21 protein-coding genes, 1 tRNA gene and 1 pseudogene are annotated in these 23,148 nt (G+C 44.7%); 12 read left to right on the top strand and 11 right to left on the bottom strand.

Translation table 11 applies throughout. The features are described 5' to 3' along the window. The first annotated feature begins 492 nt into the window (after window positions 1–492). The 4 genes from RIC07_RS02985 (at window position 493) to RIC07_RS02970 (ending at window position 6,317) form a co-directional block, all read left to right on the top strand. Window positions 493–1,005, top strand: a complete 513-nt coding sequence (locus RIC07_RS02985) for a hypothetical protein (protein WP_446393210.1) — start codon at window positions 493–495, stop codon at window positions 1,003–1,005. Between the two features lie 94 nt (window positions 1,006–1,099). Then, complete coding sequence (locus RIC07_RS02980) at window positions 1,100–4,261, top strand: DEAD/DEAH box helicase (RefSeq protein ID WP_446393209.1); 3,162 nt, start codon at window positions 1,100–1,102, stop codon at window positions 4,259–4,261. Window positions 4,262–4,322: 61 nt separating this feature from the next. Then, entirely contained in the window at window positions 4,323–5,612 is a 1,290-nt protein-coding gene (locus RIC07_RS02975; protein WP_446393208.1) for a DNA cytosine methyltransferase, read from the top strand. Window positions 5,613–6,113: 501 nt separating this feature from the next. Continuing rightward, the gene (locus tag RIC07_RS02970) at window positions 6,114–6,317 is read left to right on the top strand and encodes a hypothetical protein (RefSeq protein ID WP_446340310.1); all 204 of its coding nucleotides are present in this window, start codon (window positions 6,114–6,116) and stop codon (window positions 6,315–6,317) included. A 156-nt stretch (window positions 6,318–6,473) separates the two neighbouring features. Here the strand turns inward: RIC07_RS02970 and RIC07_RS02965 are convergent, their stop codons facing one another. The 10 genes and pseudogenes from RIC07_RS02965 to RIC07_RS02920 form a co-directional block, all read right to left on the bottom strand. Then, window positions 6,474–7,253: a hypothetical protein gene (locus RIC07_RS02965; RefSeq protein WP_446393207.1), complete on the bottom strand. Its 780-nt coding sequence runs from the start codon at window positions 7,251–7,253 to the stop codon at window positions 6,474–6,476. Window positions 7,254–7,307: 54 nt separating this feature from the next. After that, window positions 7,308–7,652 carry a TMEM14 family protein gene (locus RIC07_RS02960; protein WP_446375076.1) on the bottom strand — a complete coding sequence of 115 codons (345 nt, stop codon included), beginning with the start codon at window positions 7,650–7,652 and terminating at the stop codon, window positions 7,308–7,310. 324 nt (window positions 7,653–7,976) lie between these two features. Beyond that, window positions 7,977–8,345: a DUF760 domain-containing protein gene (locus RIC07_RS02955; protein ID WP_446393206.1), complete on the bottom strand. Its 369-nt coding sequence runs from the start codon at window positions 8,343–8,345 to the stop codon at window positions 7,977–7,979. Between the two features lie 149 nt (window positions 8,346–8,494). After that, window positions 8,495–8,986 carry an SMC-Scp complex subunit ScpB gene (gene scpB / locus RIC07_RS02950; RefSeq protein ID WP_446381064.1) on the bottom strand — a complete coding sequence of 164 codons (492 nt, stop codon included), beginning with the start codon at window positions 8,984–8,986 and terminating at the stop codon, window positions 8,495–8,497. 209 nt (window positions 8,987–9,195) lie between these two features. After that, window positions 9,196–10,071 carry an ABC transporter ATP-binding protein gene (locus RIC07_RS02945; protein ID WP_446393205.1) on the bottom strand — a complete coding sequence of 292 codons (876 nt, stop codon included), beginning with the start codon at window positions 10,069–10,071 and terminating at the stop codon, window positions 9,196–9,198. 120 nt (window positions 10,072–10,191) lie between these two features. After that, entirely contained in the window at window positions 10,192–10,536 is a 345-nt protein-coding gene (locus RIC07_RS02940; RefSeq protein WP_446393204.1) for a HepT-like ribonuclease domain-containing protein, read from the bottom strand. Continuing rightward, on the bottom strand, window positions 10,517–10,828 hold the full coding sequence (locus tag RIC07_RS02935) for a nucleotidyltransferase family protein (RefSeq protein ID WP_446393203.1): 312 nt from the start codon (window positions 10,826–10,828) through the stop codon (window positions 10,517–10,519). Before RIC07_RS02935 ends, RIC07_RS02940 begins: the two co-directional genes overlap by 20 nt. Window positions 10,829–10,835: 7 nt before the next feature. Then, window positions 10,836–11,385 (bottom strand): annotated as a pseudogene (locus RIC07_RS02930) (HEPN domain-containing protein). Next, complete coding sequence (locus RIC07_RS02925) at window positions 11,369–12,442, bottom strand: ParA family protein (protein WP_446393202.1); 1,074 nt, start codon at window positions 12,440–12,442, stop codon at window positions 11,369–11,371. The pseudogene RIC07_RS02930 and the gene RIC07_RS02925 overlap by 17 nt, the downstream one beginning before the upstream one ends. Window positions 12,443–12,541: 99 nt before the next feature. After that, window positions 12,542–13,852, bottom strand: coding sequence for an NAD(P)/FAD-dependent oxidoreductase (locus tag RIC07_RS02920; RefSeq protein ID WP_446393201.1), 1,311 nt, complete (start codon window positions 13,850–13,852; stop codon window positions 12,542–12,544). Window positions 13,853–14,135: 283 nt separating this feature from the next. Here RIC07_RS02920 and petC point away from each other — a divergent pair, with 283 nt between their 5' ends. The 5 genes from petC (at window position 14,136) to RIC07_RS02895 (ending at window position 18,033) form a co-directional block, all read left to right on the top strand. Continuing rightward, entirely contained in the window at window positions 14,136–14,669 is a 534-nt protein-coding gene (petC, locus tag RIC07_RS02915) for a cytochrome b6-f complex iron-sulfur subunit (protein ID WP_446393200.1), read from the top strand. 236 nt (window positions 14,670–14,905) lie between these two features. Continuing rightward, window positions 14,906–15,283, top strand: coding sequence for a rhodanese-like domain-containing protein (locus RIC07_RS02910; protein ID WP_446340321.1), 378 nt, complete (start codon window positions 14,906–14,908; stop codon window positions 15,281–15,283). A gap of 179 nt (window positions 15,284–15,462) precedes the next feature. Next, entirely contained in the window at window positions 15,463–16,149 is a 687-nt protein-coding gene (locus RIC07_RS02905; RefSeq protein ID WP_446393199.1) for a class I SAM-dependent methyltransferase, read from the top strand. Window positions 16,150–16,441: 292 nt separating this feature from the next. Continuing rightward, window positions 16,442–17,440, top strand: coding sequence for an NAD(P)/FAD-dependent oxidoreductase (locus RIC07_RS02900; protein ID WP_446393198.1), 999 nt, complete (start codon window positions 16,442–16,444; stop codon window positions 17,438–17,440). A gap of 95 nt (window positions 17,441–17,535) precedes the next feature. Then, window positions 17,536–18,033, top strand: coding sequence for a rhodanese-like domain-containing protein (locus tag RIC07_RS02895; RefSeq protein ID WP_446393197.1), 498 nt, complete (start codon window positions 17,536–17,538; stop codon window positions 18,031–18,033). 416 nt (window positions 18,034–18,449) lie between these two features. On the opposite strand, the gene RIC07_RS02890 is transcribed toward RIC07_RS02895, so the two are convergent. After that, entirely contained in the window at window positions 18,450–20,393 is a 1,944-nt protein-coding gene (locus tag RIC07_RS02890) for a DUF3370 family protein (protein WP_446393196.1), read from the bottom strand. 282 nt (window positions 20,394–20,675) lie between these two features. On the opposite strand from RIC07_RS02890, the gene RIC07_RS02885 reads away from it, so the two are divergent. The 3 genes from RIC07_RS02885 to gltX all read left to right on the top strand — a co-directional run bounded on the left by RIC07_RS02885 (window position 20,676) and on the right by gltX (window position 23,100). Next, window positions 20,676–20,749: transfer RNA gene (locus RIC07_RS02885), tRNA-Asp, on the top strand. Between the two features lie 255 nt (window positions 20,750–21,004). Continuing rightward, window positions 21,005–21,244, top strand: a complete 240-nt coding sequence (locus RIC07_RS02880) for a DUF2283 domain-containing protein (protein WP_446393195.1) — start codon at window positions 21,005–21,007, stop codon at window positions 21,242–21,244. A 410-nt stretch (window positions 21,245–21,654) separates the two neighbouring features. Further along, window positions 21,655–23,100 (top strand): glutamate--tRNA ligase, encoded by a 1,446-nt coding sequence (gltX, locus tag RIC07_RS02875; RefSeq protein WP_446393194.1) that lies wholly within the window; start codon window positions 21,655–21,657, stop codon window positions 23,098–23,100. Window positions 23,101–23,148: the final 48 nt, after the last annotated feature.

Here is a 23,148-nt window from a genome sequence, read left to right as displayed (position 1 = left end):
CTCACCGATAACGGAAAAACAAAACCCGCCCTCCTCACCGATAACGGAAAAACAAAACCCGCCCTCCTCACCGATAACGGAAAAACAAAACCCGCCCTCCTCACCGATAACGGAAAAACAAAACCCGCCCTCCTCACCGATAACGGAAAAACAAAACCCGCCCTTTCTCACCGATAACTGATCAGCAAAACCCGCCCTTATTCAATTGTCGGGGTTCTGTAGAGGCGTACATAAGTCATAAATTCTAGGGGACACAATACTTCCACGACCAATAATTGTGCTGAATTGAGATGCTTCCCTAACCGACTACGTCTGGAACAGCATCGGATTTGACGACTGATCCAATGTTATAGTAGTCCCATCGACTGACTATCATAGCAATTTTCTTTGCATACTGTGTAGGTATGTACGAGCAAATCTTGGAGCTGGGATGAACGAAGGTATACTAGCTTATTTTTACGGGTTTCGATAATTGAAAAATAAAAAATAGTAATGCTTGACCTAGCCAAAATAAAACTTATAGCTCAATCCTATTCTCCTCAAGAATTATTCGCTGCCCTAGTTTGGCAACGCCGCTTCAATGAGTTTGACGGTGAGGAAGTGATTACGGATCTTGCCAAAAACTCGTCTTTATGGGCAAGTTTTATGTTCACAAAACCGATTTTTGCTCCCGACGAAAATGGTTTGAGCTTTAGCGGTGTGATTGATACGCTTCTGGCAATGGCAAACTATCGTCCAATGCCTGAAACCAGTATTCTTCGTTTTGTCGCTTATCCGGCAGATACACTCTATATTCTGGCAGAAAACCAAGACACAATCGTGTCTCAGCTTTTAGACTTCGGCAAAAAGTGGCAAGCTGACTCAGTAGATATAACCGATGGTACAAATGAAGACTACAGTTGGCGACTCAAACGGCGACTGATGGCTCGATTAGAAGCTGGGGTTTCGGATCAGGAAATGCAACGCGATCGCGACGCGGTGGTGATTTCCTATTGGTGGGATTGAAAATTAACCAAAGCTGTCCTTATCCCCTACTGTACAATAATTGAACAAGCAGACCTGATAGGAATAACGCGCTGGCAGAATGCTGGCTTAGATCATGGCTGATCCAAACTGGGAAACCCTGAAGACGTTTCTCCACCAATTGTTGTTGATTACTTTACCCAGCAACGAGGATGTATCTGTGGTGCATACGTTCCTGGCAGAGAACTCTGATAAGCTGAATGAGACGTTTGCCCTGGTGCTACAGGAATGGGCGATCGCAAGGTTGGCTGAATTAGATGATCGTCACAAGCCGGATCTGGCGAGACGCCTGCGAGGAATTAGTCAATTCATTAACCAGTTTCCTGGTGGCGATCGCACGGATAATCTGGAAATTGTCCGCATTGGCTACGAAATTGCCGCTCAGGTTTTCACTCAGGCTGATGATCCCCAGGATTGGGCGCAAACTCACTATTATTTGGGGTTAATTTATTTAGAGCGGAATAAAGGCGATCGCATTCAGAATCTACGCCAAGCCATTCAACGATTGGAAGCCGCTTTAACCGTCTACACCGCCGCCTTTCCCGATCAACGAGCCGAGATAGAACCCCATCTGGAATGCGCCTACCTAGAAATTCGACAGCATGAGTTAATTGAACCCAGCCATCCTCGATTATCCTCAACCCCTGCATCGTCTCCGTCAGCAACTCCCCAAGTCAGTGAAGCCGACATCGCCGCGATTCAACCCCCTGCATTTCGGGCGATCGCTCAAAGCCTACTCGACGGGGAAAAGTTAACCGCTGTAGAAATTACTCCCGCTTCCCAGGAAAAGGCGGAACCCTTACCCCAAGATTTACCCAAGGTTCTCCACTACGCCTTAAATACCATTGGCATCCACTCTCTATGGTCTCATCAGTACGCCTCATTACAGGCGTTGCGTCAAGGGGGGGATATTTTACTCTCAACCCCAACAGCCAGTGGCAAAACTCTGGCGTTTCTCCTTCCGATTCTGGAAACCTGTCTGATCGATCCCCACGCCACCGCCCTATTTATTTTTCCCTTAAAGGCGTTGGCGGTGGATCAGTTGCGACAAATTCACGACATTATTGACCTAATCCCGAAGTTTCAGCAGATTAATGTCGTGATGCTGACGGGAGATGTTCCCATGGCGGAACGGATTAAATTATTAGAACAATCGCCGCAAATTGTTTGTATCACCCCTGACTTACTCCACCATCAACTTTTTAAACTTTTTAAACCGCAATGGCAATCGTGGCAAGGGTTTCTGAGAAATCTGCGTTATTTGGTAATTGATGAAGCCCATACTTATCGCGGTAGTTTTGGTGCCCACTTTGCCAATCTAATGCGACGATTACGATTAGCGATCGATCAAAGTGGTGGAGATTCCACTCAATTACAACATATCTTTGCCACGGCTACGATTGGCAATCCAGGGGAATTAGCCGAAACCTTTAGCGGAAGACAGGGAAATTTATCGCTAATCGAGAACAGTGGTGCAGCAACGGCGGCGCGGACAACCCTCTGTTTAGCACCATCTAAGTATGCCAATATTGAATCTTGTGCGATTGTCTTAGCTTGGTTAGAGCAAGGATTAAAGGGGATTGTTTTTTGTAATAGTCGCATTTCCCTCAAATCTCTCTTAAATCAAATCCAAGAACATTTAGAGCAACGGGGACAAGGTTATCTTAAATCCCAAGTGAGGATATTTTATGGTTCCCTTAAATCTCATCATCGTCGCCAAATTATTCAGCAACTGAGTGCGGGAGAAATTAGTATTATTCTGGCAACCTCAGCCTTAGAAGCAGGGATTGATATTCCGGAATTGGATTGTTGCTTACTGCGCGGTTATCCCGGTTCACTGATGCAGTTACGTCAACGTCAAGGAAGGGCGGGACGGAAAAGCCCTGGTTTAGTGATTTTTCTGCCCATTGCCCAAAACGCCTTGGATTATTTTTATGGGAATAACCCGGACTTATTGTTAAGAGGTGAAGTTGAAAGTGCGGTATGTAATCCCGATTATCAAGTCTTCCTCAAACAACATTTACTTTGTGGGGCTTGTGAGAGTGGGATTCCGTTGGAGAAATTCTATCAATATTTTGGTCAGTCCGCCGCAGACATTGCTATTCAGTTGATGAATCAACATCAGTTATCCCTCTCTCGCCACCAGCACTTGTGGACGAAACCTTATCCCCATAAAGACGTGCAAATGCGAGGAACGAACCATTTTACGGTGACATTGGTCGATCAACAGACGGGGGAAGAATTTGAGGAATTGGATGAAAAACACGCCCAGCGAGAAGTCTTTCCCCAGGCAATTTATCAGCATCAGTCACCTTGGGGCGATCGGGTTTGGTATTCTTGTCAAAGTCTGGATTTGCAGAATCAACAGGCAATTTTAAAACCTCTAGCTGAAGATCCCCAGCAGTTAACTCGTGCGGAACAAGAAACTGAGATTGAACTCAAATCTAACTTAGCTGAACCGAAGATTTTGCCAACAAGAATTCCGGAAGGACGAATACGCCTAATTCTGGGTTGGGGAGAAATTACCGATTACGTTAATGGATATACACTCTACAGTCTAGAATATGACAAAACCTGCCAAAATTTTCAATGTCGGCGATACCATACACCTGTCAAAGAAGCTCAATGTCCAGACTGTCGGCGCAGAACACGGTTTGCTGAAATCCAGAAACGGATTAAAACGGTGAATTTTGAGCAGCCTTATTTAACTCGACTGGAAGCACCTGTACTGCAAATTGAAGTTAATCAACCGATTCAGGACTATTTGACTCAACAGGTTAAAGGAATCAAACAAAAATTGATTCAGCAGTATGGGAAGAATATTCCTAGTGACTATACCTGTCTTTGGTCTTGTCCGCCAGAACGGATTGCGTTACATTCTATTACTCACCAAATTAATTTGGCTGTACCCTTATTAATTTTGAGTGAGACTCAGGAGGTAAATAGTCTAATCGTGAACAAACCTAATCGTCAACACACCTTACCCACAATTGGGTATTGGTTTGATACAACCCCAGGGGGAAATGGGGTATCTGAGGCTATTTTTCATCGCTTCTGGGACTTTGCGTTCAAAGCTAAGGTGTTAGCAGAAGGGTGTGACTGTGATCAGGGTTGTCCTCGCTGTTTAATGCAGCACAGTTGTCCTGAAAGTAATGCGGCGTTGAACAAGAGTTTGGGACTGTCTCTATTGGAAATTATCAGTCAGATGGAGACGTTACCTCTACCTTCTGAACGTTAGGATAAAAAGGTAGAAGATTGTACATTAGACGGCAACTTGGTATAAAACAACGGATGAGGGGATGGCAAAATTAGGGTATCGACCTGTCGCCATTGATTTATTTGCAGGTGTTGGTGGGTTTTCCTTGGGAATCGAACAGGCGGGGTTTGATGTGGCGATCGCAGTGGAAAAAGACCCGATTCACGCGGCTGTCTATAAGTTTAATTTTCCCCAGACTCATGTCTTGTGCGCTGATGTGACTGAGTTGACGGGAACACATATCCAGAAAGCCTTGCGGAATTGGTGCGATCGCCAAAAACGTCCGGTTCGAGTGAGCGATCGCGACAGGATGGACATAGACTTAGTATTTGGTGGACCCCCTTGTCAGGGATTCTCTGGGATGGGGAAACGTCAGGTTTGTGACAAACGTAACCTTTTAGTCTTTGAGTTCTGTCGCTTGGTCAAAGAACTCCAGCCTCGTTATTTTCTGATGGAGAATGTTCCGGGTTTAGGGTGGAAAAAATACCAAGACTTATTGAATCGGTTGCAATGGGAGTTTAACGCCGCCGGCTATGAGATAACTCAACCGATACAAGTCCTAAACGCGGTTAATTTTGGTGTACCCCAGCAGCGACAACGGTTATTTGTGTTGGGAAATCAGGTGGGAGTTAAACCTGTAACCTATCCTCAGCCTCAATTGCAATCATCCTCCGAATTTTGTACCGTTCAGGATGCGATCGCGGATTTACCGAATTTAGATGATTTTCCTGAACTCCAAACCTCAGACTGGGTAGAACTGACACTTCCCCAGTTAAAATTACTCCAGGCATTAGCCATGCCTTACGTAGAAAAACTACGAAATATCATCAGCGATCCCTTTAATTTTGCCCATCCCCGCAAATGGAATCCATTCCTCTTAACCAGTTCTAAGCGAACCCAACACAATCCAGCCTCTATTGAACGGTTTAATCAAACACCACCGGGTCAATTGGAAGCAATTAGTCGCTTACAACGCCTAGACTGGGGCAAACCCTGCTACACTCTACGGGCAGGTACTGGATATGATCGAGGTAGCTATACCTCCCCCCGTCCCATTCATCCTGAATATCCACGGGTAATTTCAGTACGAGAAGCCGCACGTTTACATTCATTTCCGGACTGGTTCCGCTTTCATGGGACGAAATGGCATGGATTTCGACAGGTAGGGAATGCTGTACCGCCACGACTCGGACGAGTCTTAGGTCATCAAATCATCGCCGCCTTGGGAGTTGAACCCTCGCCGCCAACCCTTACCCTCACCCTAAGAGACTCGCACCTATTAGAATTAGGTCAGGTCAAAGCATTTAAGTATTGGAAACAAAAGTATAAGTAGGTGGGGACAATTAAAGTTAATGGTGAAGAACTCGCTTCGCGAGAAGCAAGCTACGTCATTCGTCATTTGTCATTTGTCCTTTGTCAGGGTTTTAGGAGTATTTTTCCACCAACCTACTTAAGATGCATGTCACTGACTTAGGTTGGGTTCGTAGTAGGCACTTTAGTGCCAGAAGCGCTTTAGCGCTTACTACAAACTCTAAAGTCAGTGGCATTCTACTTAAGATATCCGTAGGGTGGGCATTGCCCACCAACCTTAAGGAGTGTGCCATTCAGCTTAAGTCATAGTGTCACTCCCAAGATTTTGTGATTTAGATCACCTGAAAAAGGCAAAGTTATCATAATCCTTCCTCAGGAAGCATCACTTGGCGAATCAATACTTATCACAATTTTGGTTAAGTCATAATCACTGACAATCTGCTGATTTGATCACGTTAAAAAATCGATAAGTTCTTTAATATATTTTATACAAGGAGAGATACACCACGTTGCCAAAGACCCAATGAAATCTGCTCAAGTTTGCTTTCCCAAATTTCCCGTCCAGCAAATTGCCCATCGCATTATTGATATGCGTCAAATTAGCTGGATTGATCAACAACTATTTATGTCAGCCCTTTTATCGAAGCAATCACTCTCAATGGAAGAGGAACACTTAGTTGAACGGATTTATGAAGGTTTAAATCGAGGATGGATTCGAGTCGTTTAATAGAATTAATTTGGGCTTATCAATTAATATCTCCCCTAGCTCCCAGACGCGCCATGGCACGTCTCTACATTGGCTTCCCCCGCTCCCCCAGCTCCCCCAGCTCCCCCAGATTAATTGTATCTACGAAGCTGCTCAAGTATGTTCATGCCCGATGCATTAGATTCGACCACTACCAATTTTTGGTAGAACTTCCTTTGCCCATAATTCATCAGAAATTTTAATTTGCTTGTCTTCAGGAACTCTTTGATTATATTGCTCTAATAACGCTGTAATAAGTTGAATATACTCTTTCAGTAAATCCCGAATTTCTTGTCGGGCTAATAAATTATAAGAATTTGATGTATTATTTTTTGCACTGAATTGCCGAATTACAGGCGCATTGAAGACAATCCAAAGAAATGGAGAATTAATAACTTCTTCCATTAATTCAATGAGTTCAGGTTGTAAAAATAAACAATATTTTTCCATCGTGCGGTTTAAGGAATCCTTAAACTGCGAACATTCACGTAATAGATAATCTGACCAATCCGCTTCAATTGCGCCCAATACAGGGGCTGGTTTTGAAAAATCTAGAAACGCTAATTCTTCAAAAAATGTATGATCAAATAAGTCAACGACTGTTTGATAATTTTTATCGGGTTTTTCGGCAATAGCCGCCTTAAACATATTAAAAAATAAATAAAAGTGACGTCGAAGCGGTCTCCTTAGTTGCAGGAATGCTACAGCTTCTAATTTTCTGCGTTGATTTTCTTGATCGATCGCAATGACCCGATCAATCGAAAAGACGACAATTAGAATGCCAGTAATTTCTGAGGCAATATCTAAAGAAAAAGATTTGAGCCAAGGATATTGACCCGAACTGATGAAATAAACGAAAAAGCAGCAGCCCAATAAGATAGGAAGTACAACATAAGGAGTTTTGAAAGATTTTCTCATCTTATCGCCTGCTACTTTGCTTGAGCGTCCGGGTTATTGAGAAAAGATACTCTTCTATTGCAAGAAACCCTCTGCTGCTAATAATCCTACAGAAAAGAGTACGGTAGCCATTAGCGAAAAAACCATCATCATGCCAGAAGGCATAAAGCTGCGGGTGCGGAAAAGGCGAATAATAAAAACGATAAATAACACTAGAGAAATTAATGTGGCGAGTCCGAGTCCCATAATGGGGATAATCCGACAAAGCCACCAAGCCACCAAAAGTCCCAGACCACTACTGATACCCGAAATTAGGGATTTTTGGCTTTTGGCTTTGACATACCCGATTACGCCACCCACCAAAACGAGTAAAGCGTAGATTAAAACAAATCCGGTAATAATTGGCAATAAGTTGTTCATGTTAGGAAAATTTTGCTGGATATCAAGACTGACGATCCACTAATTTATCGTATTAATTATACTCTAGTAGCGCTACCTGGGAGGAGGCAGAAGGGTTCTTACGGATACCTTCTCGTTTCAGCCGTAGAAAGTCTTAACCTGGAGGGCAACAGCTATATCTGCTTTGTCGTCTGTGGTTAACTGATGAGTTACTTCCGCCGCGCTATGGTAGTAAATCCTACAAAAACGACTGCCCTTTACGGCAGCCCAATCCCCCGCCTCCCGTCTTCATTAGACGGGGGAATAGCTTTTCCATGACTCTATTAGGCTTTTACAGGAATTGGTTTAGAGGGAAGAACCGTTGGAATGATCATTGTAACGGGATTGCCCATGCCAATTCATGGTGTCAGTCATATTATCTTCTAGTTCCATGCGTTGTTCCATGCGACGCAGAAAATAGCCCGTCATCATCGCCGAAGCCAATAATCCAGCTAAGTTTTCGCGATCTGTGGTAACTTGTACATTGAAACTCTCAGATGGAAGCATGCCCACCAGTCCTTGGACATTCTGGGAAATGATTTGCTGAATTTCCGGGCTGGCAGATTTGGCAACCTGGGACAGCACATCGGGGGATTGGTGTTGGAGATAGTTCAGGAGTTGGTTGGTTGCGTCATCTTCAGGGGGAGAATTGAGGAAGTCAGAGTTAAATACCATTAGAAATTAAAAGATGTGACTTACTTGTTTCTACTCTAAACGATTGTACTAGCTACCGACTTGGTGCTTTGGTTCAACAGTCCTAGTTCTTAAGGAAGAAATTCAGGATTGTCCTTGGGGCTGAAGGATAAGATCAGATGAAGTGGTGCTTAGGATTGAGAGGATGTGCGTAGGGACGGTAGGAGGTTATCGAGTTCAAAGTGTTGATGAAATTTATTGGTGACTTGCAACCAGTAGGAACGACCATCAGTTTGTCGGCGTCTGCTGACAAATCCGAGGGAGATGAGTTCTTGAACATGTTGATACGCACCACTACCGCGTAAGTCGATCAGTTCAGTTTGAGCAATAGGTTGTTTGATTGCGATCGCAGCTAGGGTTCTCAATGCTCCTACACCTAATTCAGCAGGCACTAGACTTTGCATTAACGTAGCAAATGAAGCCCGTAACTGCAAGCTATAGCCCTTTGGTGTCTCGACGACTTCTAGGGCGCTGTCTCGATAGGCATAGTCTGACATCAGTTCAATTAAAGCATCTTCTGCCGCCGAGCGATCGCATCTGGCACACTCAGCAATTTCCGCCAGGGACAAGGGTTTGCCCTTTAAGTATAGAATCGCTTCAATTTGGGTCGCTAGACGAGGCATTGGGGACGTTTTGAGTGTTGAATGTGTAGGGGCGGGTTTAGGGAATTCGCTCAAGCTGTTGACGATAACTTGGGTTCAAAACCCTCCCTCTTATTGAGTTGTGGGTGTGTAGGGGCGGGTTTTACTCAAACCACTAACTTAACGAAACCCGCCCCGACCAAGTCCGAGAATTTTAAGTGATTAGGGATTGGCAAGTACCGAAATGCTCATCAATCGAGTTGTCGTCCCGTCAGTTCCACAAAGATATCTTCTAAATTTGAGGGACGAACCATCATACCTGTTTTATCCGGTAAGCTGTCAAGGTAGGCATTGGCATCATCTAGAGTGGGAAAGAACTTATACTCGAAGCGATCGTCAATTTGTTTCATCAGTAACCCTTCACCATGGTTAGCTTTCAGTTGTTGCAGGGTTCCCAGCTCAATTAGCTTACCACAGTCCATAATACCGATGCGTCCCGGCTGACTTGTCCCATAGGCATCACACAACACCTCCACCTCGTCCATGTAATGCGTCGTCAGCAGCATAGTCATCCCTTGGCGGTTTAAATCGCGAATAATCTCCCACAGGCGGCGACGGGTTTGGGGATCAAGTCCCACCGTGGGTTCATCTAAAAATAGAATTTTGGGTTGGTGCAGTAGCGCCCTAGCAATTTGCAGGCGACGCTTCATCCCACCGGATAGGGTTTTGACGGGCGAATCCCGCCTTTGGGCTAATTCTACGTACTCCAACCACTGGTTAATCAGGGTTTGCCGTCGGGGATTGGCAATGTGGTGCAAACGTCCGTGGAGTTCCATATTCTCCCAAACGGTCAGATCGTTGTCAACACTGGTTTGTTGCAACACGACACCAATATTTTGCTTAACCTCAGCCGGTTGACGCACCACATTGTAACCCGCAATCTCAATTTGCCCTTCGCTGGGTCGGGTTAAAGTGGTTAACATGCGAATTGTCGTCGATTTCCCCGCACCGTTGGGACCGAGTAGACCAAATATCTCTCCCGATTCGATAGTGAAGGAGAGGTCATTAACCACAGGAATTTTATCGTAGGTTTTTTGAACGTGTTGGACACAAACAGCAGAGGGCATTCGGTCTGACTCATAGTAGGACAACTTTACATTTGATCATATCTTGGCAGTCATCGTGGTGAGAGCGATTTCTTAACAGGGAACGAGAAACAAGAAGATGTAAGGTTTTATTTAGCCGAGCTATGGATACTCCTGCTCGATAATTTTTCGGATTTCCGTATCTAACTCAGGAACTTTGCTGGTAACAACGTCCCACACAATATCGTAATCAACGCCGAAGTAGTTATGGATTAAGCGGTCACGCATTCCCGCGATCGCACGCCATTCAATTGTGGTATAGTTCTGACGTAGTGTATCAGGTAGTTGTTTAACCGCTTCGCCAATTACTTCAATGCTACGAACATAAGCCCGTTTCAAGGTTTCGTCTTGCACAAAAGTAGTTTTATCCAGACCCCTAGAGCTTGTGATAATGTAGGTGGTTTCGTCGAGGATATGCTGTAAATACTCACGCGCTGACACAGACATACTCAACCTCATCTAGAATACGCGAACCGATGTAAGGACTTAACGACTCGATAGTAATTAAGTCAACGGATCTACCAAATAGATCTTCTAGAAAAAACGACAGGTGCATGAAGTTATCAAAGCTTTTCTGGTCTGGCTCAAATACCACCAAAATATCAACATCGCTTTTTTCGTGGATTGCATCACGGACAAACGAGCCAAATACTCCACACTTGTTGACTCCAAAACGCCGTAACTCTTGTTGATGCTCATACAAGAGAGAGAATACTTGAGACTTGGTTTTTACAGGCATAGTTTACTTAAAGGATTTGGTGAATAGTCTCAACAACCTGCTCAACAAAGTTAACTGCATCGCTGACAAGAATTTCATCAATGTACCAGCGGCTGCCGATATTATATGTAGGATCTATATCAGCTTCATGAGCAATTTTGTTTCTACGATCAACATATAACTGGGAGCAAAGCTGAGACTGTGTGAGATTGCTGCAAAAATGAGGAACCTTGACTTTGTTGGATTTCATTCTCTAACCAGGATGCAATATCCATCGCAATCAATCGTTCTTGTCGTGCGCCACCTAGGGAAACTTGAAAACGAGAAAATGCAGATTGAGAACTGTTGCGTGGAGGATTAGGTTCGGAACGCTGACCCCTGTGAATTTCTAGCATTCCTAGGGTTACAACTTCATGGACATAGTAATCCAAAGCGCTCACAGCTAGAACTAAAGCAGCCCTCAAAATATCTGACAAATCTAGGGCGGGAGTGGACTGAGCCTTGACAGAGTTGTGAATAGAAATCAGATCTCGAACACGAGCAATGCTGATTCGGAATTGATCAAGCGCTGACTGCATAGGAAAGAGAAGTGAGTCCTATAATCTTATCGGCTAAATCCGAAAATGTGCTTTCAAATTGTTCTTGCTTCTCTTGAGCCTTTTCTAAAATCTTGCCCCGCCATTTAGCAGAACGTAATTGCTCAGGTGTCAAGGCATAGACGGGTGCTTGATGCTCCTGTGACAGAGCTATTAAATTATTAAAGTTGGGAATTTTTGTAAGAGTGTAATTTTTATCAATACCATTCTCCCTATAAAGTTGTTCAGGAAGCATCATGTTATTTTGCCTCAGAACGGGAATCAAATTTTTAGCAATGTCCTGTTCAATTCTTTGCATCCATGTTTCAAGAGCAGCAGTTTCATGACCGCGAATGATCCGGGATTTTTGAACAATAATACCTAAAAAGCGTAGTGTAATGTCAGGAAATGGATAGGAGGATTCTTTCAAGATAGGAAGCGAACTAGCCTGTTTAGCCCAGGCGTACCATTTGGGTAGAACTTTAGCTAACGAATCAATTGCCATTACCGAAAAGAAATCGGCAGTAGTAGGCACGATAAAAAAGTCACTGGTCATTAGTAAATTATGATTAATTGCTCCTAAACTCGGACTCATATCAATCAAAATGTAATCTGCACTAAACTTTTCAGCCGTTTTATTCAATAAATCTGTAATAGAGCCGGGTAAGTTTTTGAGAGCCTGAATTGAGCCACTTAGCTCTTGAGCAATTCCCAATGTGACTTCATATTCCGCAAAACCCACATGACCAGGTAGTAAAAACAGTCCATCTTGTCCCTCAATGGGAATGCAGTCTACTGCCTCAATAGCTCTTGGCTGTGACTCAAATGCTGGTGCTAGCCCTGTTCTAATATTTGAATGGGTATTGTAAATCCTCTCAATTTTTTTCTCGGCGCTCTCTGTTCCTTCCCCTAAAGCCATACCCGTTAGGTTACACTGGGGATCGGTATCGACAAGAATTACTGTTTTTCCCTTTGAGGCAAGCATCCAACCCAGATTAAATGTGGTTGTAGTTTTGCTGACTCCGCCTTTGTGATTAAAGAGGGCTATTTTTTGAACCATTGCACTTACTACTGCCTCTTAGTCCTCCAACTTTAGACTTTAGTATAGCGTAAGCCTGACTTTTCCAAACTTACTCTGCCAAACTGTTAGTTTAATCGCTTATCTAGTTTGCAAACTTGACTCAATTGGATAATCCTTTGATACTGGAATCGGTTCTACCAGCGATAAGCCCAACAAGCGCAGACTCCAACGCTCAAACCAAGGTACAGATAACCCCCATCGCATCTTGGTTAAGAAAAATCGCTCAAAAGCAATCTTTAACCAGCTTACCCAACGACCCCGTTTTGCGATCGCACGTCGCCGTTGACCTGTTTTGGGATTAGGTAAAACGGGATCAGCTAAGAATACAATTCCTGTATCACCAAAATCTGCCATACAAATCGCTGCCAACGTTGGCGTTACTGGTGTCGCTTGAATCACACCCAATTCTCTGGCAATATTGTGCGCCACCGCCATCCCCATCGCCTCCGCCATTTGTCCCGTTTTTGGCACACCGATAGGCAAAGGTGTCTTTTCCGGTGGCGATAACTGCACCACTACGCCTGCACTATAAATAGAGGGAAATGAGGGATGCTGATACGTTGGTAATACAGGTAGAAAACCCTTCTCATCACTCAACCCAGGGACATCTCGGACAAAGCTTGGTCCCCGGAACGGCGGTAGCAGCATGGCGTAATGGAAGGGTAGCCTATGACCCTCTGCCAAGGTTATCTGTTGGGGATGAATGGCAGTAATTTCAGCATTCTCAATCACCTCAATCTGCCGTTGGCGCATTAATTCAGTCACCAATTCCGCCGAATCTGCCATACCCCCAATTCCCAAATGACCTGCATAAGGTTCTGGGGTGACAAACGTAATCGGTACTTGTTCTCGCAATCCTTGTCGCCGCAGTATCCAATCGGCTAATAGGGCAAATTCATAAGCCGGTCCCATACAACTCGCACCCGGAACCGCCCCCACTACCAAGGGTCCGGGATTTTCCAGAAATGTCGCCCACGCTTGTTTTGCCATTAAAGCATGGTGAGGATTGCACACCGATTGGGTGTAACCGCGATCGGGTCCCAATCCGGGTATGGCATCTAGCGCTAATTCCGCCCCGGTAGCAATTACTACATAGTCATAATCAATCGACCTGTCTCCCACCCTTAACCATTGAGCCTGGGGGTCAATACCCGTTACCTTACCTTGAACAAACTCAATTTGACGGGACTTGACCACAGAAGCAATATCTACTTGAATTCGCTGGAGTGGAGTTAAATTGAACGCAACCCACGGCAGAGAGGGAATAAAGGTAAATTTAGGTTTGTCACAAATTAACGTAATTCGGTGGACGTGAGGCAGGAGATGCCGTAGTTCGTAAGCGGTGGGTAGTCCGCCAATACCCGCACCGATTACCACAATATGAGCCATGATTACACCACTGTTTATTAAAACTATAAAACTTTGTAACTATATTTACAATCTATCTGGATTTAGCAGCACCCCACAAACGCGAGATGCCAAAACGAAACACCTGTACCCTGTAGGGGCGACCCGCTTGTCATTGGTGTCCACTTAAGCGATAGCCCTCACCCCCAGCCCCTGAAACAGGTTAAGCACATCTCATGCAACTCATTACTTGACTAAATAGTAAGATAGTTATTAAGCTAGATAACAACTCGTAAATTTTTTTTACATAAATCGGAGGATATCCATGGAAGACAGTCTATCGATGCAAAGTCCCTCAATGTCTCGGCGACAGCTTCTTAACTTCCTCACCGGAGCAACTATAGCCGCCACAGCTAGCGCCGCCCTCTATCCAGCCGCTAAATTCTTTGTCCCACCCCAAGAAGGGGGCGCAGATGGTTCGATTATCGCCAAAGATAAATTAGGGAATCCTATCCCCGTGTCCCAGATAGTCGCCCAAGGTGCAGGCGCCCGTGCTTTGGTTGCGGGTTTAGCAGGTGAACCGACGTATTTAACCGTTACCGACGATAACAGCTTAGACTCAATCGGAATTGTCGATAACTGCACCCACTTAGGTTGTACCTTTCCTTGGAACAATATGGATCAACAATTTCAATGTCCCTGTCACGGGTCTCGTTATAGTCCCGATGGTTCTGTTGTCCGAGGTCCGGCTGACCGCCCCCTAAAACTGGTGCAGGTCAATATCGAAGGTGACTACATCCGCATAACGCCTTGGACGGAAACTGATCCCCGCACTGGGGAAACACCATGGTGGGTGTAAACTTTAATCATTTTGTCTGATACCAAGTTTGTATGACGTTGCACTTTTACCCCACCGCCTACGGCACCTCCCCTTAGCAAGGGGAGGTTGGGAGGGGTGAATGAGTATTAGGTGCCATGTTACGAAAAAATGGTATGAGATTTTGTTGCATTTCCGACGTTCCTATAGACTTTCGGTCAAAAATGTCTATGGAAACAGTAACACTATTGAGTTTTAACTTGAATTGGGAATAAATTATGAATTCTGTATCCTCTTTCTCTCCTTCCGTCAAAGACTGTTCTCCCCAAGAATTTGTCCACTCTCCAAATCAGCCTTTACTCATCGATGTCCGCAGTGGGTTTGAATATGCCATGGGTCACGCTCCCAGCGCAATTAACCTCAGTTTACCCCGCATTATTATCGGCATGATCCCGATGTTTCGCCGCTGGGTTTTACCGCAATGGTTCCAAGATTTGCCCAAAGACAAACCCATTGCCGTTATTTGTTTAACCGCTCATCGCAGTCCCATTGCTGCCAAACAACTGGCTAAAGCGGGTTTTGCTAAGGTATTTAACATCACGGGTGGTATGGTGGAATGGCGACGGTTAGGATTAGAGATTCAAACCAATTCGTAAGTGTAATGCTACTGACTTTAGAGTTTGTAGTAAGCGCTAAAGCGCTTCTGGCACTAAAGTGCCTACTACGAACCCAACTTAAGTCAGCGCCATTCTTCTTAAGTGAAGCTTTGATAAGAAACAATCCTGATGCTAACTTGCTACCATGAAAGTTCCCTAATTGTAAATAGTGAATCATTATGGTCTTAAAAATACAACCCTGTGCAAACTGGTATAAACAGTTATTTGCTTGGGGAATGGCGAAGGCAAACGCAGCCGATGAAAATGCTATTCAATTAGCAAATTGCAGTAGCCATTCTACCCTAGCTCAACTCAAGCAGGCTTTATTTGCCGACTTGCAGGGTAAGATTGTCGAAATTGGACCTGGGGCTGGGGTTAATTTAGAGTATTATCCCAGTGACATTCATTGGATAGGTGTTGAACCCAATCCCTTTATGCATTCCTACCTGGAACAGGAAGCCCAAAAGGTTGGATTGAACAGGATTGATATAAAAAGTGGGTCGGCTGAACATATCAATGTTGAGGATAATAGTGTGGATGCTGTTGTCAGTACCTACGTCCTCTGTTCCGTCAGCAATCTTTCTGCAACAGTGCAAGAAATCCGACGAGTTCTCAAGCCAGGGGGTCGCTTTTTGTTTGTTGAACATATAGCCGCTGAATGTGGGAGTTGGCAACGGCGGATTCAAGGTAGCATTGAGCCGATTTGGAAAACGGTGTTTGATGGGTGTCATCCAAATCGGGAAACAGGGCTGGCGTTAGAAAAGGCTGGATTTGAGAACCTAAATTATCAACAGTTTCAGGTTTCTTTTCCAATTGTTAGCCCTCATATTTCTGGAGTGGCTACTAAAAGTAGAGATGTGTCATAACAGGAATTTTGCAAAAGCCAGCAAGTAGGTTGGGTTGAGGAACGAAACCCAACTTATCTAGTTAGCTTGTTGCCAAATTGGGGTGGAGGCGAGTTAAGCGAGTTAAGTTAAATGGCATGTTTCTTAAGGGAGCCAAGAAATAAATTTCTGGCTCAAAGCTCAAGTAAGCTAAAGCTTACTGAATAAGTATTTTAAACAGTTTCCCCGATACTGGAGTTTTTAGCCTGTAGACGTGGCTCGTCCAACAAAATAACTTTGGTTTCATTCTCTGTTCTCTAGAACCATTAAAATCATGCAACTCACGAAAAAAAATCTGCCTGAACGTCTGAATCATATTTACGATGCGATTGTCGTTGGCGGCGGCGCCGGTGGACTTTCTGCTGGAATCTACCTGCAACGATTTCGCCTTTCGAGCCTAATTATTGATAAAGGCAAAGCTCGCTCATTTTGGATGCAGGAATTGCACAATTATTTAGGCTTACCACCGGATACTCCAGGTCGCGTTTTGTTGCAACAAGGAAAACAGCATTACACGTCTTTAAATGGCGATATGTTGAATGGTTATGTTGAGGAAGTGGTGGATGAAGGAAATAGGTTTGCTGTGCGGGTGAAAGTGGGTCGTAAAAATAGTATTTACCCCGTATTGCGCTCGAAATACTTAATTGCCGCGAGTGGCATTATCGATAATTTACCCCCTTTGGAGGATATGCAAAATGTCTTTGATTATGCAGGATATAACTTACATGTCTGTATGGTTTGTGATGGCTATGAAATGACAGATAAGCAATGTGGTTTCTTGGCGGGTAGTGAAGCGAGTATTGAAGAAATGGTGTTTAATCTCAGTTGGTTTACACCTTATATCACTGTGTTCACCCATGGACTGTTTGAGGTGAGTGATTCAATGCGTTCTCAACTGCACAATCATGGTTATCGTTTGGTGGAAACCCCGATTAAGAAATTTCTGGGTGAAAATCACCAGATGACGGGAGTTGAGTTAGTGGATGGGTCAATTATTCCCTTAGAAACTGGATTAATTTCTATGGGGTCACGCTATCACAATACTTATCTCCAAGGATTCAATTTAGATGTCAAGGGTAGTAATCTGATTACCGATAAAATGGGGCGGACGTCTCACCCGCGAATCTTTGCGATTGGAGACTTGAAGGTGGGGTTAAATCAAGTGGTTGTGGCGGCTGGAGATGGTGCTTTAGCAGCGACTCAGATTTGGCGAGATATTCGTCGGGAATCCGGTGCCCGCCACTGGGAAGAAAATCGAGCGGTTTCTGTTTAGCGAGCCGGGAGTTAATAACCAAAGCCTTGAGCAATGGTGCATTACTACAATTGCCCAAAATCAACAAACGAAAAGCAACTAAATTAAGGATAAAAATGATGAAAATTCAAAAAATGCTATCAGGATTACTCCTGGGATTATTACTGGTTTTAACTCTGCTGGGTGGTGTATTCGTTCCTAAATCTGCCCTAGCTGCCGTAGAATCTAAGGTGACGAGTCCACCTAGCGCAGAAGTCTATACAGCAGTGGATCAATTGCTGAATTCGCTACCACGAGATTACTATACAGTAATGCCAGTGAAGCAGTTGAAGAACAAGTTAAAAAAGGAGAAAGATGTAGTATTAGTGGATGTGCGAGAACCGTCGGAATATGCTTCAGGACACATTCCTGGCGCTATTAATATTCCCGTGCGATCGCTAACCAAAAATTTGGATAAAATTCCTACGAATAAACCTGTAATTTTATACTGTTCGAGTGGGCATCGCACGGCAATTGGCATGACGGCGTTGCGGTTGTTAGGGTATACGAATGTTCGCAGTTTTCCTCCCAGTATTAATGGCTGGAAGGCGGCTGGCGAACCGTTGGAAAAATAAGCCTGTTTAATTCCTTGAATGACCCTGATAGGAATAAGAAGTATCTTAGACTACGGGAGACAGGGATCTCCCTATGTCATTCCCTTCCCAGAGTCAGCAAGGCGAAAGAAAGCAGATACACCCTGCCTTATTCAAGACCCTATATGTAATGCAGATGACCCTCTAAACCTTTGACGAAATAACGGCTCATTTTGTGTCATTGGTGGCAATAAATTTTAAAAGGAATGGTATGCTTAAGCCAGGTTGGTCGTTGCACTTTATACCCAGTTGCAGTCTGAGGTAAAATTTGTCATGATGAGCGAAATGCCGCTACTAGGGCAGGTTCTGCCTCGCCAAAAGTATTCTCTTCTCAAAGCCTGGGAATGAGGCTAACTCTCCTCTACCCAGCTTGGAATAGAGGCTGGGGGTGAGGGCTGTTACCTCGCCAATGTCTTCACCGTCAACACCTGCGGCGGTGTGGAATCGGGTGGATAAATAAATTCGACGTTTACCTTTCGCTGTTCCCCTGGCGCTAAATTTAACGTAACTAAGGGATCAGACGGTTGTCCCCGACGCTGAACTAAATGCACATAGCGTGTCTGATTTTTCCCTTGATTATCTTCATAACTGATCCGAACTGTTCCCCGAAAAAACACCTGATCAACGATTGGATTCAAAAACAGTAATTTATCTGACCCTGCCTCATCTTTTAACGGTGTTTGCATCGATACCGTTACCGTTTGCGATTGACTGGTCGTATTTTTCAGGGGTAACGTTAGATTATATTCTACGCCATAATTACTATGAGCATAATAAGCCGTATCCGGATAACGGGCTAACATCGGCGCACTTTGAATTTGACCTGTATTCAACGTAATCAAATGGAGTGTTCCTAAGACATAGGAAAATGCCTCACCGGGTTGGGGAAGGCTCAAATTATCCGATTCTAAAGTATCGGTAATCTCTGCCAACCATTCTGTCCCTTTAGAAACCCCGGCAACTCGTCCAAATACCGTCGGTTCTCTAGGCGGGTCAAGGGGGGTTGGCTTCAGATTCCGGGGTTCGGCTAATTCGCCTTCGACTAACAAGGTTTGCCATTCGGCTAATGTCGGGGCGCGGTATGTACCATTCGAGTTTTGTGGTGCTTTCATGGCTAAATTGGCAACATAAACTGAACCATTACTGCTTAACCGCATCATCGTGGAACGCCCATTGGATGCAGGTGCCCGTTGGATAGGAATCGGCTGATTCATTAACAGTTGAGTTTGTCCTGCTGCTAATACCACTTGTGCTGGAAACCCGTCCTGACGAATCCCCCGCAGTACATCATTCATCGTGCGACTACCGGGTCCCGAATAAATCTTACCATTGGGATTATCTACTATATCCGGTAAGTCAATAAATGGTGCATCGGGAGTACTTAAATAACTCGCCGCTTGCAAAACCTCAACCGTTACAGGTTTATCGGTAGGATTGTGCAGTAGTAATCCCTGATAAAGGGGACGAGTTTCTGCTTGAGTTTCTGCCCTAGCGATATGATGGGTAAAAATATCGAACCGTCCTTGAAAGGGAAAGTTCAGATGGGCAGAAGGAATGCGTTTTCCGGTTGGGGAAAACGTGGATAACAAAATTCCTTCGCTTCTGACTAATTCGGGATAATTACTATTAAATGTGGGAACAGAATTTAGTCCTCCGGGTAATGTCCGCACCTGTTGAGGATGAATTTCAACCCCAGCTATATACTCAGGCGGAACCGCATAAATATTTAACGCCCGACACAATAACGCCGCCACTTCGCCCCGTGTCGCCTGTTCATTGGGGCGAAGTTGTTTCACTGTGGGATAATTCACCACCAGAGTATTCACTACCGCCGCCGCGATCGCATTCCTGGCGTATCCTGGAATACCAGAGGCATCTTGGAAATATCGTACCACGGTAGAGTATGGATTACTGGGAATGCTGTAATTCTTCGCCCCCGCCAAAACCCCAATCGCCTGCACACGGGGAATCGGTTGACTGGGTTGAAAAATCCGCCCTGGATAACCCGCGAAAAATTCCCGTTGATAAGCGTCTTGAATTGCCCGATATGCCCAGTGACGCTGTGGCACATCGGTAAACGTAATCCCACTGCGTTTAACTTCGGCGTCGGGAAACGCATTCAGCATCAACACCGCAAATTCTGCCCTGGTAATCGAACCATTGGGGCGAAACGTGCCATCCGGGTAACCCGTGACTAGGTTTCGAGATGCCATCTGGTTAATGCAATCCTTTGCCCAATGGCTTTGGATATCGGGGAATGCAGTAGCCTCGGTGGTAATCAGGCTACCACAGAAGGCAAGGAGAATGGATGGAGAGATAGAGACGTTGAAACCTCTAGGCATGAATTAGGGGTTCGGGTTAACTTACCGTTGTTGAAACATTTTTGGCAGAATTTGTTTCTGCAATTGGTCATTTGTCATTCGTCATTTGTCATTCGTCATTTGTCATTCGTCATTTGTCATTCGTCATATCTCCCTGCTTCCCCTGCTTCCACTGCTCCCCCTGCTTCCCCTGCTTCCCCTGCTTCCCCTACACCCCCTCTCTAACCCCAAGAAAAAATTTTTTTCGGAACTGACTTGACAAATCCAGAGATCTTCGCAACAATGGTATTCGGCTCGGAAATTGGGACTGTAGTTCAATTGGTTAGAGCACCGCCCTGTCACGGCGGAAGTTGCGGGTTCGAGCCCCGTCAGTCCCGTAAAATGCTGAAAAATTTAGATAGTTCTGGAACATAAGGTGATACCTACTCGCTTCATGCTGAACTCTGTTAAGACGGAAAGCTAAATAGGGCTTGCTGTATAAGTGTGTAGGGTAGACCAGATAGGGGTTTCAATCCATTTTCTGACCCAACAAGTGTAAGGTTTTTACACTATAACCGTCTTGCATCCTAGAATTTTTGCCGACCTCATGTAACCACCTATATGGCTCGGAAGGTAACTCAAGGAGACGTAATATGGACGCCAAATTAAGTTTTGAATATGACCGCCAGGGAGATATCCTCTACATTAATCAATGTCTACCCTATCCCGAACAAGATTCAGAGGAAATTGATTATGGCATTATCGCTCGTCTCAATCCCTCTACTGGAAAAATTGAAAACCTAGAGATTTTATTTTTCTCAAAGCGATTGTTGGAGAAAACATTATTTGAGTTACCGATTATTGCTGATTTTCGTCTTACCGCAACGACATAAGTAGGTGGGGACAATTAAAGTTAACGGTGGGGATCGTCATTCGTCATTCGTCATTCGTCATTTGTAAGGGTTTGAGGCTTGTTAACATAACTTAACATGGTTGAGTTTATTTCCACCAACCTACTTAATCGACTATAACTTGAACAAAACAGGTTCTGACCTAGGGGGTTGAGTAAAGGGCGACCCGAGTAACTTGAGTGGACACAGTTGTTAATTTAGGCAAGCGGGTCGCCCCTACATGAGAATTAAAGCTAAAATTATTAATGATGTATTGTTGACTGACTAGCTTTCCTTTATCGGTATCAGCGGTTTTGGGTGACACAAGAGTGACCGACAACTTAACGCCGCTCTACGCTACAATAGATAGCTGGAAAGTACATTAGCCAACCCTACCACCAGAGATTGATCTTGTGACTGTTAGAGTCCGCATTGCACCGTCTCCCACCGGAAATTTACACATCGGTACCGCCAGAACCGCCGTATTTAACTGGTTATTCGCCCGACACCACGGGGGTCAGTTTATTCTACGCATCGAAGATACCGACCAGACGCGATCGCGTCCTGAATATACTCAGAATATATTGGATGGACTCACCTGGTTAGGACTCAACTGGGATGAAGGACCAGTTTTTCAATCGAAACGGTTTGACCTTTATCACCACACCATTCAAACCCTTTTAGATAACGGGTTAGCCTATTACTGTTACACCACAGAAGACGAACTCAAGGCACTCCGAGACGCCCAAAAAGCCCGCAAAGAAGCCCCTCGCTACGATAACCGTCACCGCAATCTCACCCCCGAACAACGCAGCGCCTTTGAAGCCGAGGGACGGCAACCCGTGATTCGGTTTAAGATTGACGATAATCGCCAGATTGTCTGGAATGACCTGGTGCGCGGTAAACTCACCTGGAAAGGGAGTGATTTAGGGGGGGATATGGTAATTGCCCGGGCTGCATCCCAAGGTGAAATTGGTCAGCCTCTCTACAATCTAGCGGTAGTGGTTGATGACATAGATATGAAAATTACCCATGTCATCCGAGGGGAAGACCACATTGCCAATACTGCCAAACAGATATTACTCTATGAAGCCCTCGGCGCAAGCGTACCGGAATTTTCTCACACGCCTTTGATTCTGAATCCCCAGGGACAAAAACTGTCTAAACGCGATGGCGTAACCTCGATTTCTGAGTTTCAGAATATGGGGTTTGTACCAGAAGCCATGGCAAATTATATGACACTATTGGGTTGGTCGCCACCGGAGTCAACCCAGGAAATTTTCACTCTAGACGAAGCCGCCCAAGCGTTTAGTTTTGATCGGGTGAATAAAGCGGGAGCAAAATTTGACTGGGATAAACTGGATTGGCTGAATAGTCAATATCTGCACAAAAAATCACCATCAGAATTAGTCGAGTTACTGATTCCCTATTGGCAAGAAGCTGGGTATGAGATTGACCCTGAAAATAATCGCCCTTGGTTAGAACGATTAGCGGCTGTGATTGGTCCGAGTCTGACCCGCTTACCGGATGCGGTGGAGATGACGCGGATGTTCTTTACCGACTCGGTTGAGTTGACCCCAGATGCAATTGAGCAACTTAAAAAAGAAGGGGCTACAGATGTACTGAACGCAGTTTTGGACGCATTAGACAATACGCCGGAATTCAGTCCAGAAACCGCAGGACAAATCATCAAACAGGTGACAAAACAGCAAAAAGTTAAGAAAGGCTTAGTCATGCGATCGCTGCGGGCTGGACTTACGGGTGATGTCCATGGTCCTGATCTAATGGAGTCTTGGGTATTATTACACCAGAAAGAACAAGATAAATCCCGTTTACAGCAAGCCTTGAGTCAAGTGTGATCGTATTTAAAATTGAATTATGTCGGGATAGCCTCTGTTGAGGTTGGG

The organism is Coleofasciculus sp. E1-EBD-02, from assembly GCF_040218245.1.
In the GTDB taxonomy this organism is placed as follows: Bacteria; Cyanobacteriota; Cyanobacteriia; order Cyanobacteriales; family Coleofasciculaceae; genus Coleofasciculus.
The sequence above is the reverse complement of the archived record's forward strand: the minus strand, read 5'-3'. Positions and strand labels throughout refer to the sequence as shown.

Excerpts from the sequence above, each read along its gene's own strand:
- RIC07_RS02910 (WP_446340321.1), top strand. The coding sequence starts at position 14,906 with ATGAATTCTGTATCCTCTTTCTCTCCTTCCGTCAAAGACTGTTCTCCC.
- RIC07_RS02945 (WP_446393205.1), bottom strand. The coding sequence starts at position 10,071 with ATGCCCTCTGCTGTTTGTGTCCAACACGTTCAAAAAACCTACGATAAA.
- RIC07_RS02960 (WP_446375076.1), bottom strand. The coding sequence starts at position 7,652 with ATGAACAACTTATTGCCAATTATTACCGGATTTGTTTTAATCTACGCT.
- RIC07_RS02965 (WP_446393207.1), bottom strand. The coding sequence starts at position 7,253 with ATGAGAAAATCTTTCAAAACTCCTTATGTTGTACTTCCTATCTTATTG.
- RIC07_RS02890 (WP_446393196.1), bottom strand. The coding sequence starts at position 20,393 with ATGCCTAGAGGTTTCAACGTCTCTATCTCTCCATCCATTCTCCTTGCC.
- RIC07_RS02880 (WP_446393195.1), top strand. The coding sequence starts at position 21,005 with ATGGACGCCAAATTAAGTTTTGAATATGACCGCCAGGGAGATATCCTC.
- RIC07_RS02920 (WP_446393201.1), bottom strand. The coding sequence starts at position 13,852 with ATGGCTCATATTGTGGTAATCGGTGCGGGTATTGGCGGACTACCCACC.
- RIC07_RS02895 (WP_446393197.1), top strand. The coding sequence starts at position 17,536 with ATGATGAAAATTCAAAAAATGCTATCAGGATTACTCCTGGGATTATTA.
- RIC07_RS02975 (WP_446393208.1), top strand. The coding sequence starts at position 4,323 with ATGGCAAAATTAGGGTATCGACCTGTCGCCATTGATTTATTTGCAGGT.
- RIC07_RS02940 (WP_446393204.1), bottom strand. The coding sequence starts at position 10,536 with ATGTCTGTGTCAGCGCGTGAGTATTTACAGCATATCCTCGACGAAACC.
- RIC07_RS02905 (WP_446393199.1), top strand. The coding sequence starts at position 15,463 with ATGGTCTTAAAAATACAACCCTGTGCAAACTGGTATAAACAGTTATTT.
- RIC07_RS02985 (WP_446393210.1), top strand. The coding sequence starts at position 493 with ATGCTTGACCTAGCCAAAATAAAACTTATAGCTCAATCCTATTCTCCT.
- RIC07_RS02935 (WP_446393203.1), bottom strand. The coding sequence starts at position 10,828 with ATGCCTGTAAAAACCAAGTCTCAAGTATTCTCTCTCTTGTATGAGCAT.
- RIC07_RS02970 (WP_446340310.1), top strand. The coding sequence starts at position 6,114 with ATGAAATCTGCTCAAGTTTGCTTTCCCAAATTTCCCGTCCAGCAAATT.
- RIC07_RS02925 (WP_446393202.1), bottom strand. The coding sequence starts at position 12,442 with ATGGTTCAAAAAATAGCCCTCTTTAATCACAAAGGCGGAGTCAGCAAA.
- RIC07_RS02900 (WP_446393198.1), top strand. The coding sequence starts at position 16,442 with ATGCAACTCACGAAAAAAAATCTGCCTGAACGTCTGAATCATATTTAC.
- RIC07_RS02955 (WP_446393206.1), bottom strand. The coding sequence starts at position 8,345 with ATGGTATTTAACTCTGACTTCCTCAATTCTCCCCCTGAAGATGACGCA.
- petC (WP_446393200.1), top strand. The coding sequence starts at position 14,136 with ATGGAAGACAGTCTATCGATGCAAAGTCCCTCAATGTCTCGGCGACAG.
- RIC07_RS02980 (WP_446393209.1), top strand. The coding sequence starts at position 1,100 with ATGGCTGATCCAAACTGGGAAACCCTGAAGACGTTTCTCCACCAATTG.
- scpB (WP_446381064.1), bottom strand. The coding sequence starts at position 8,986 with ATGCCTCGTCTAGCGACCCAAATTGAAGCGATTCTATACTTAAAGGGC.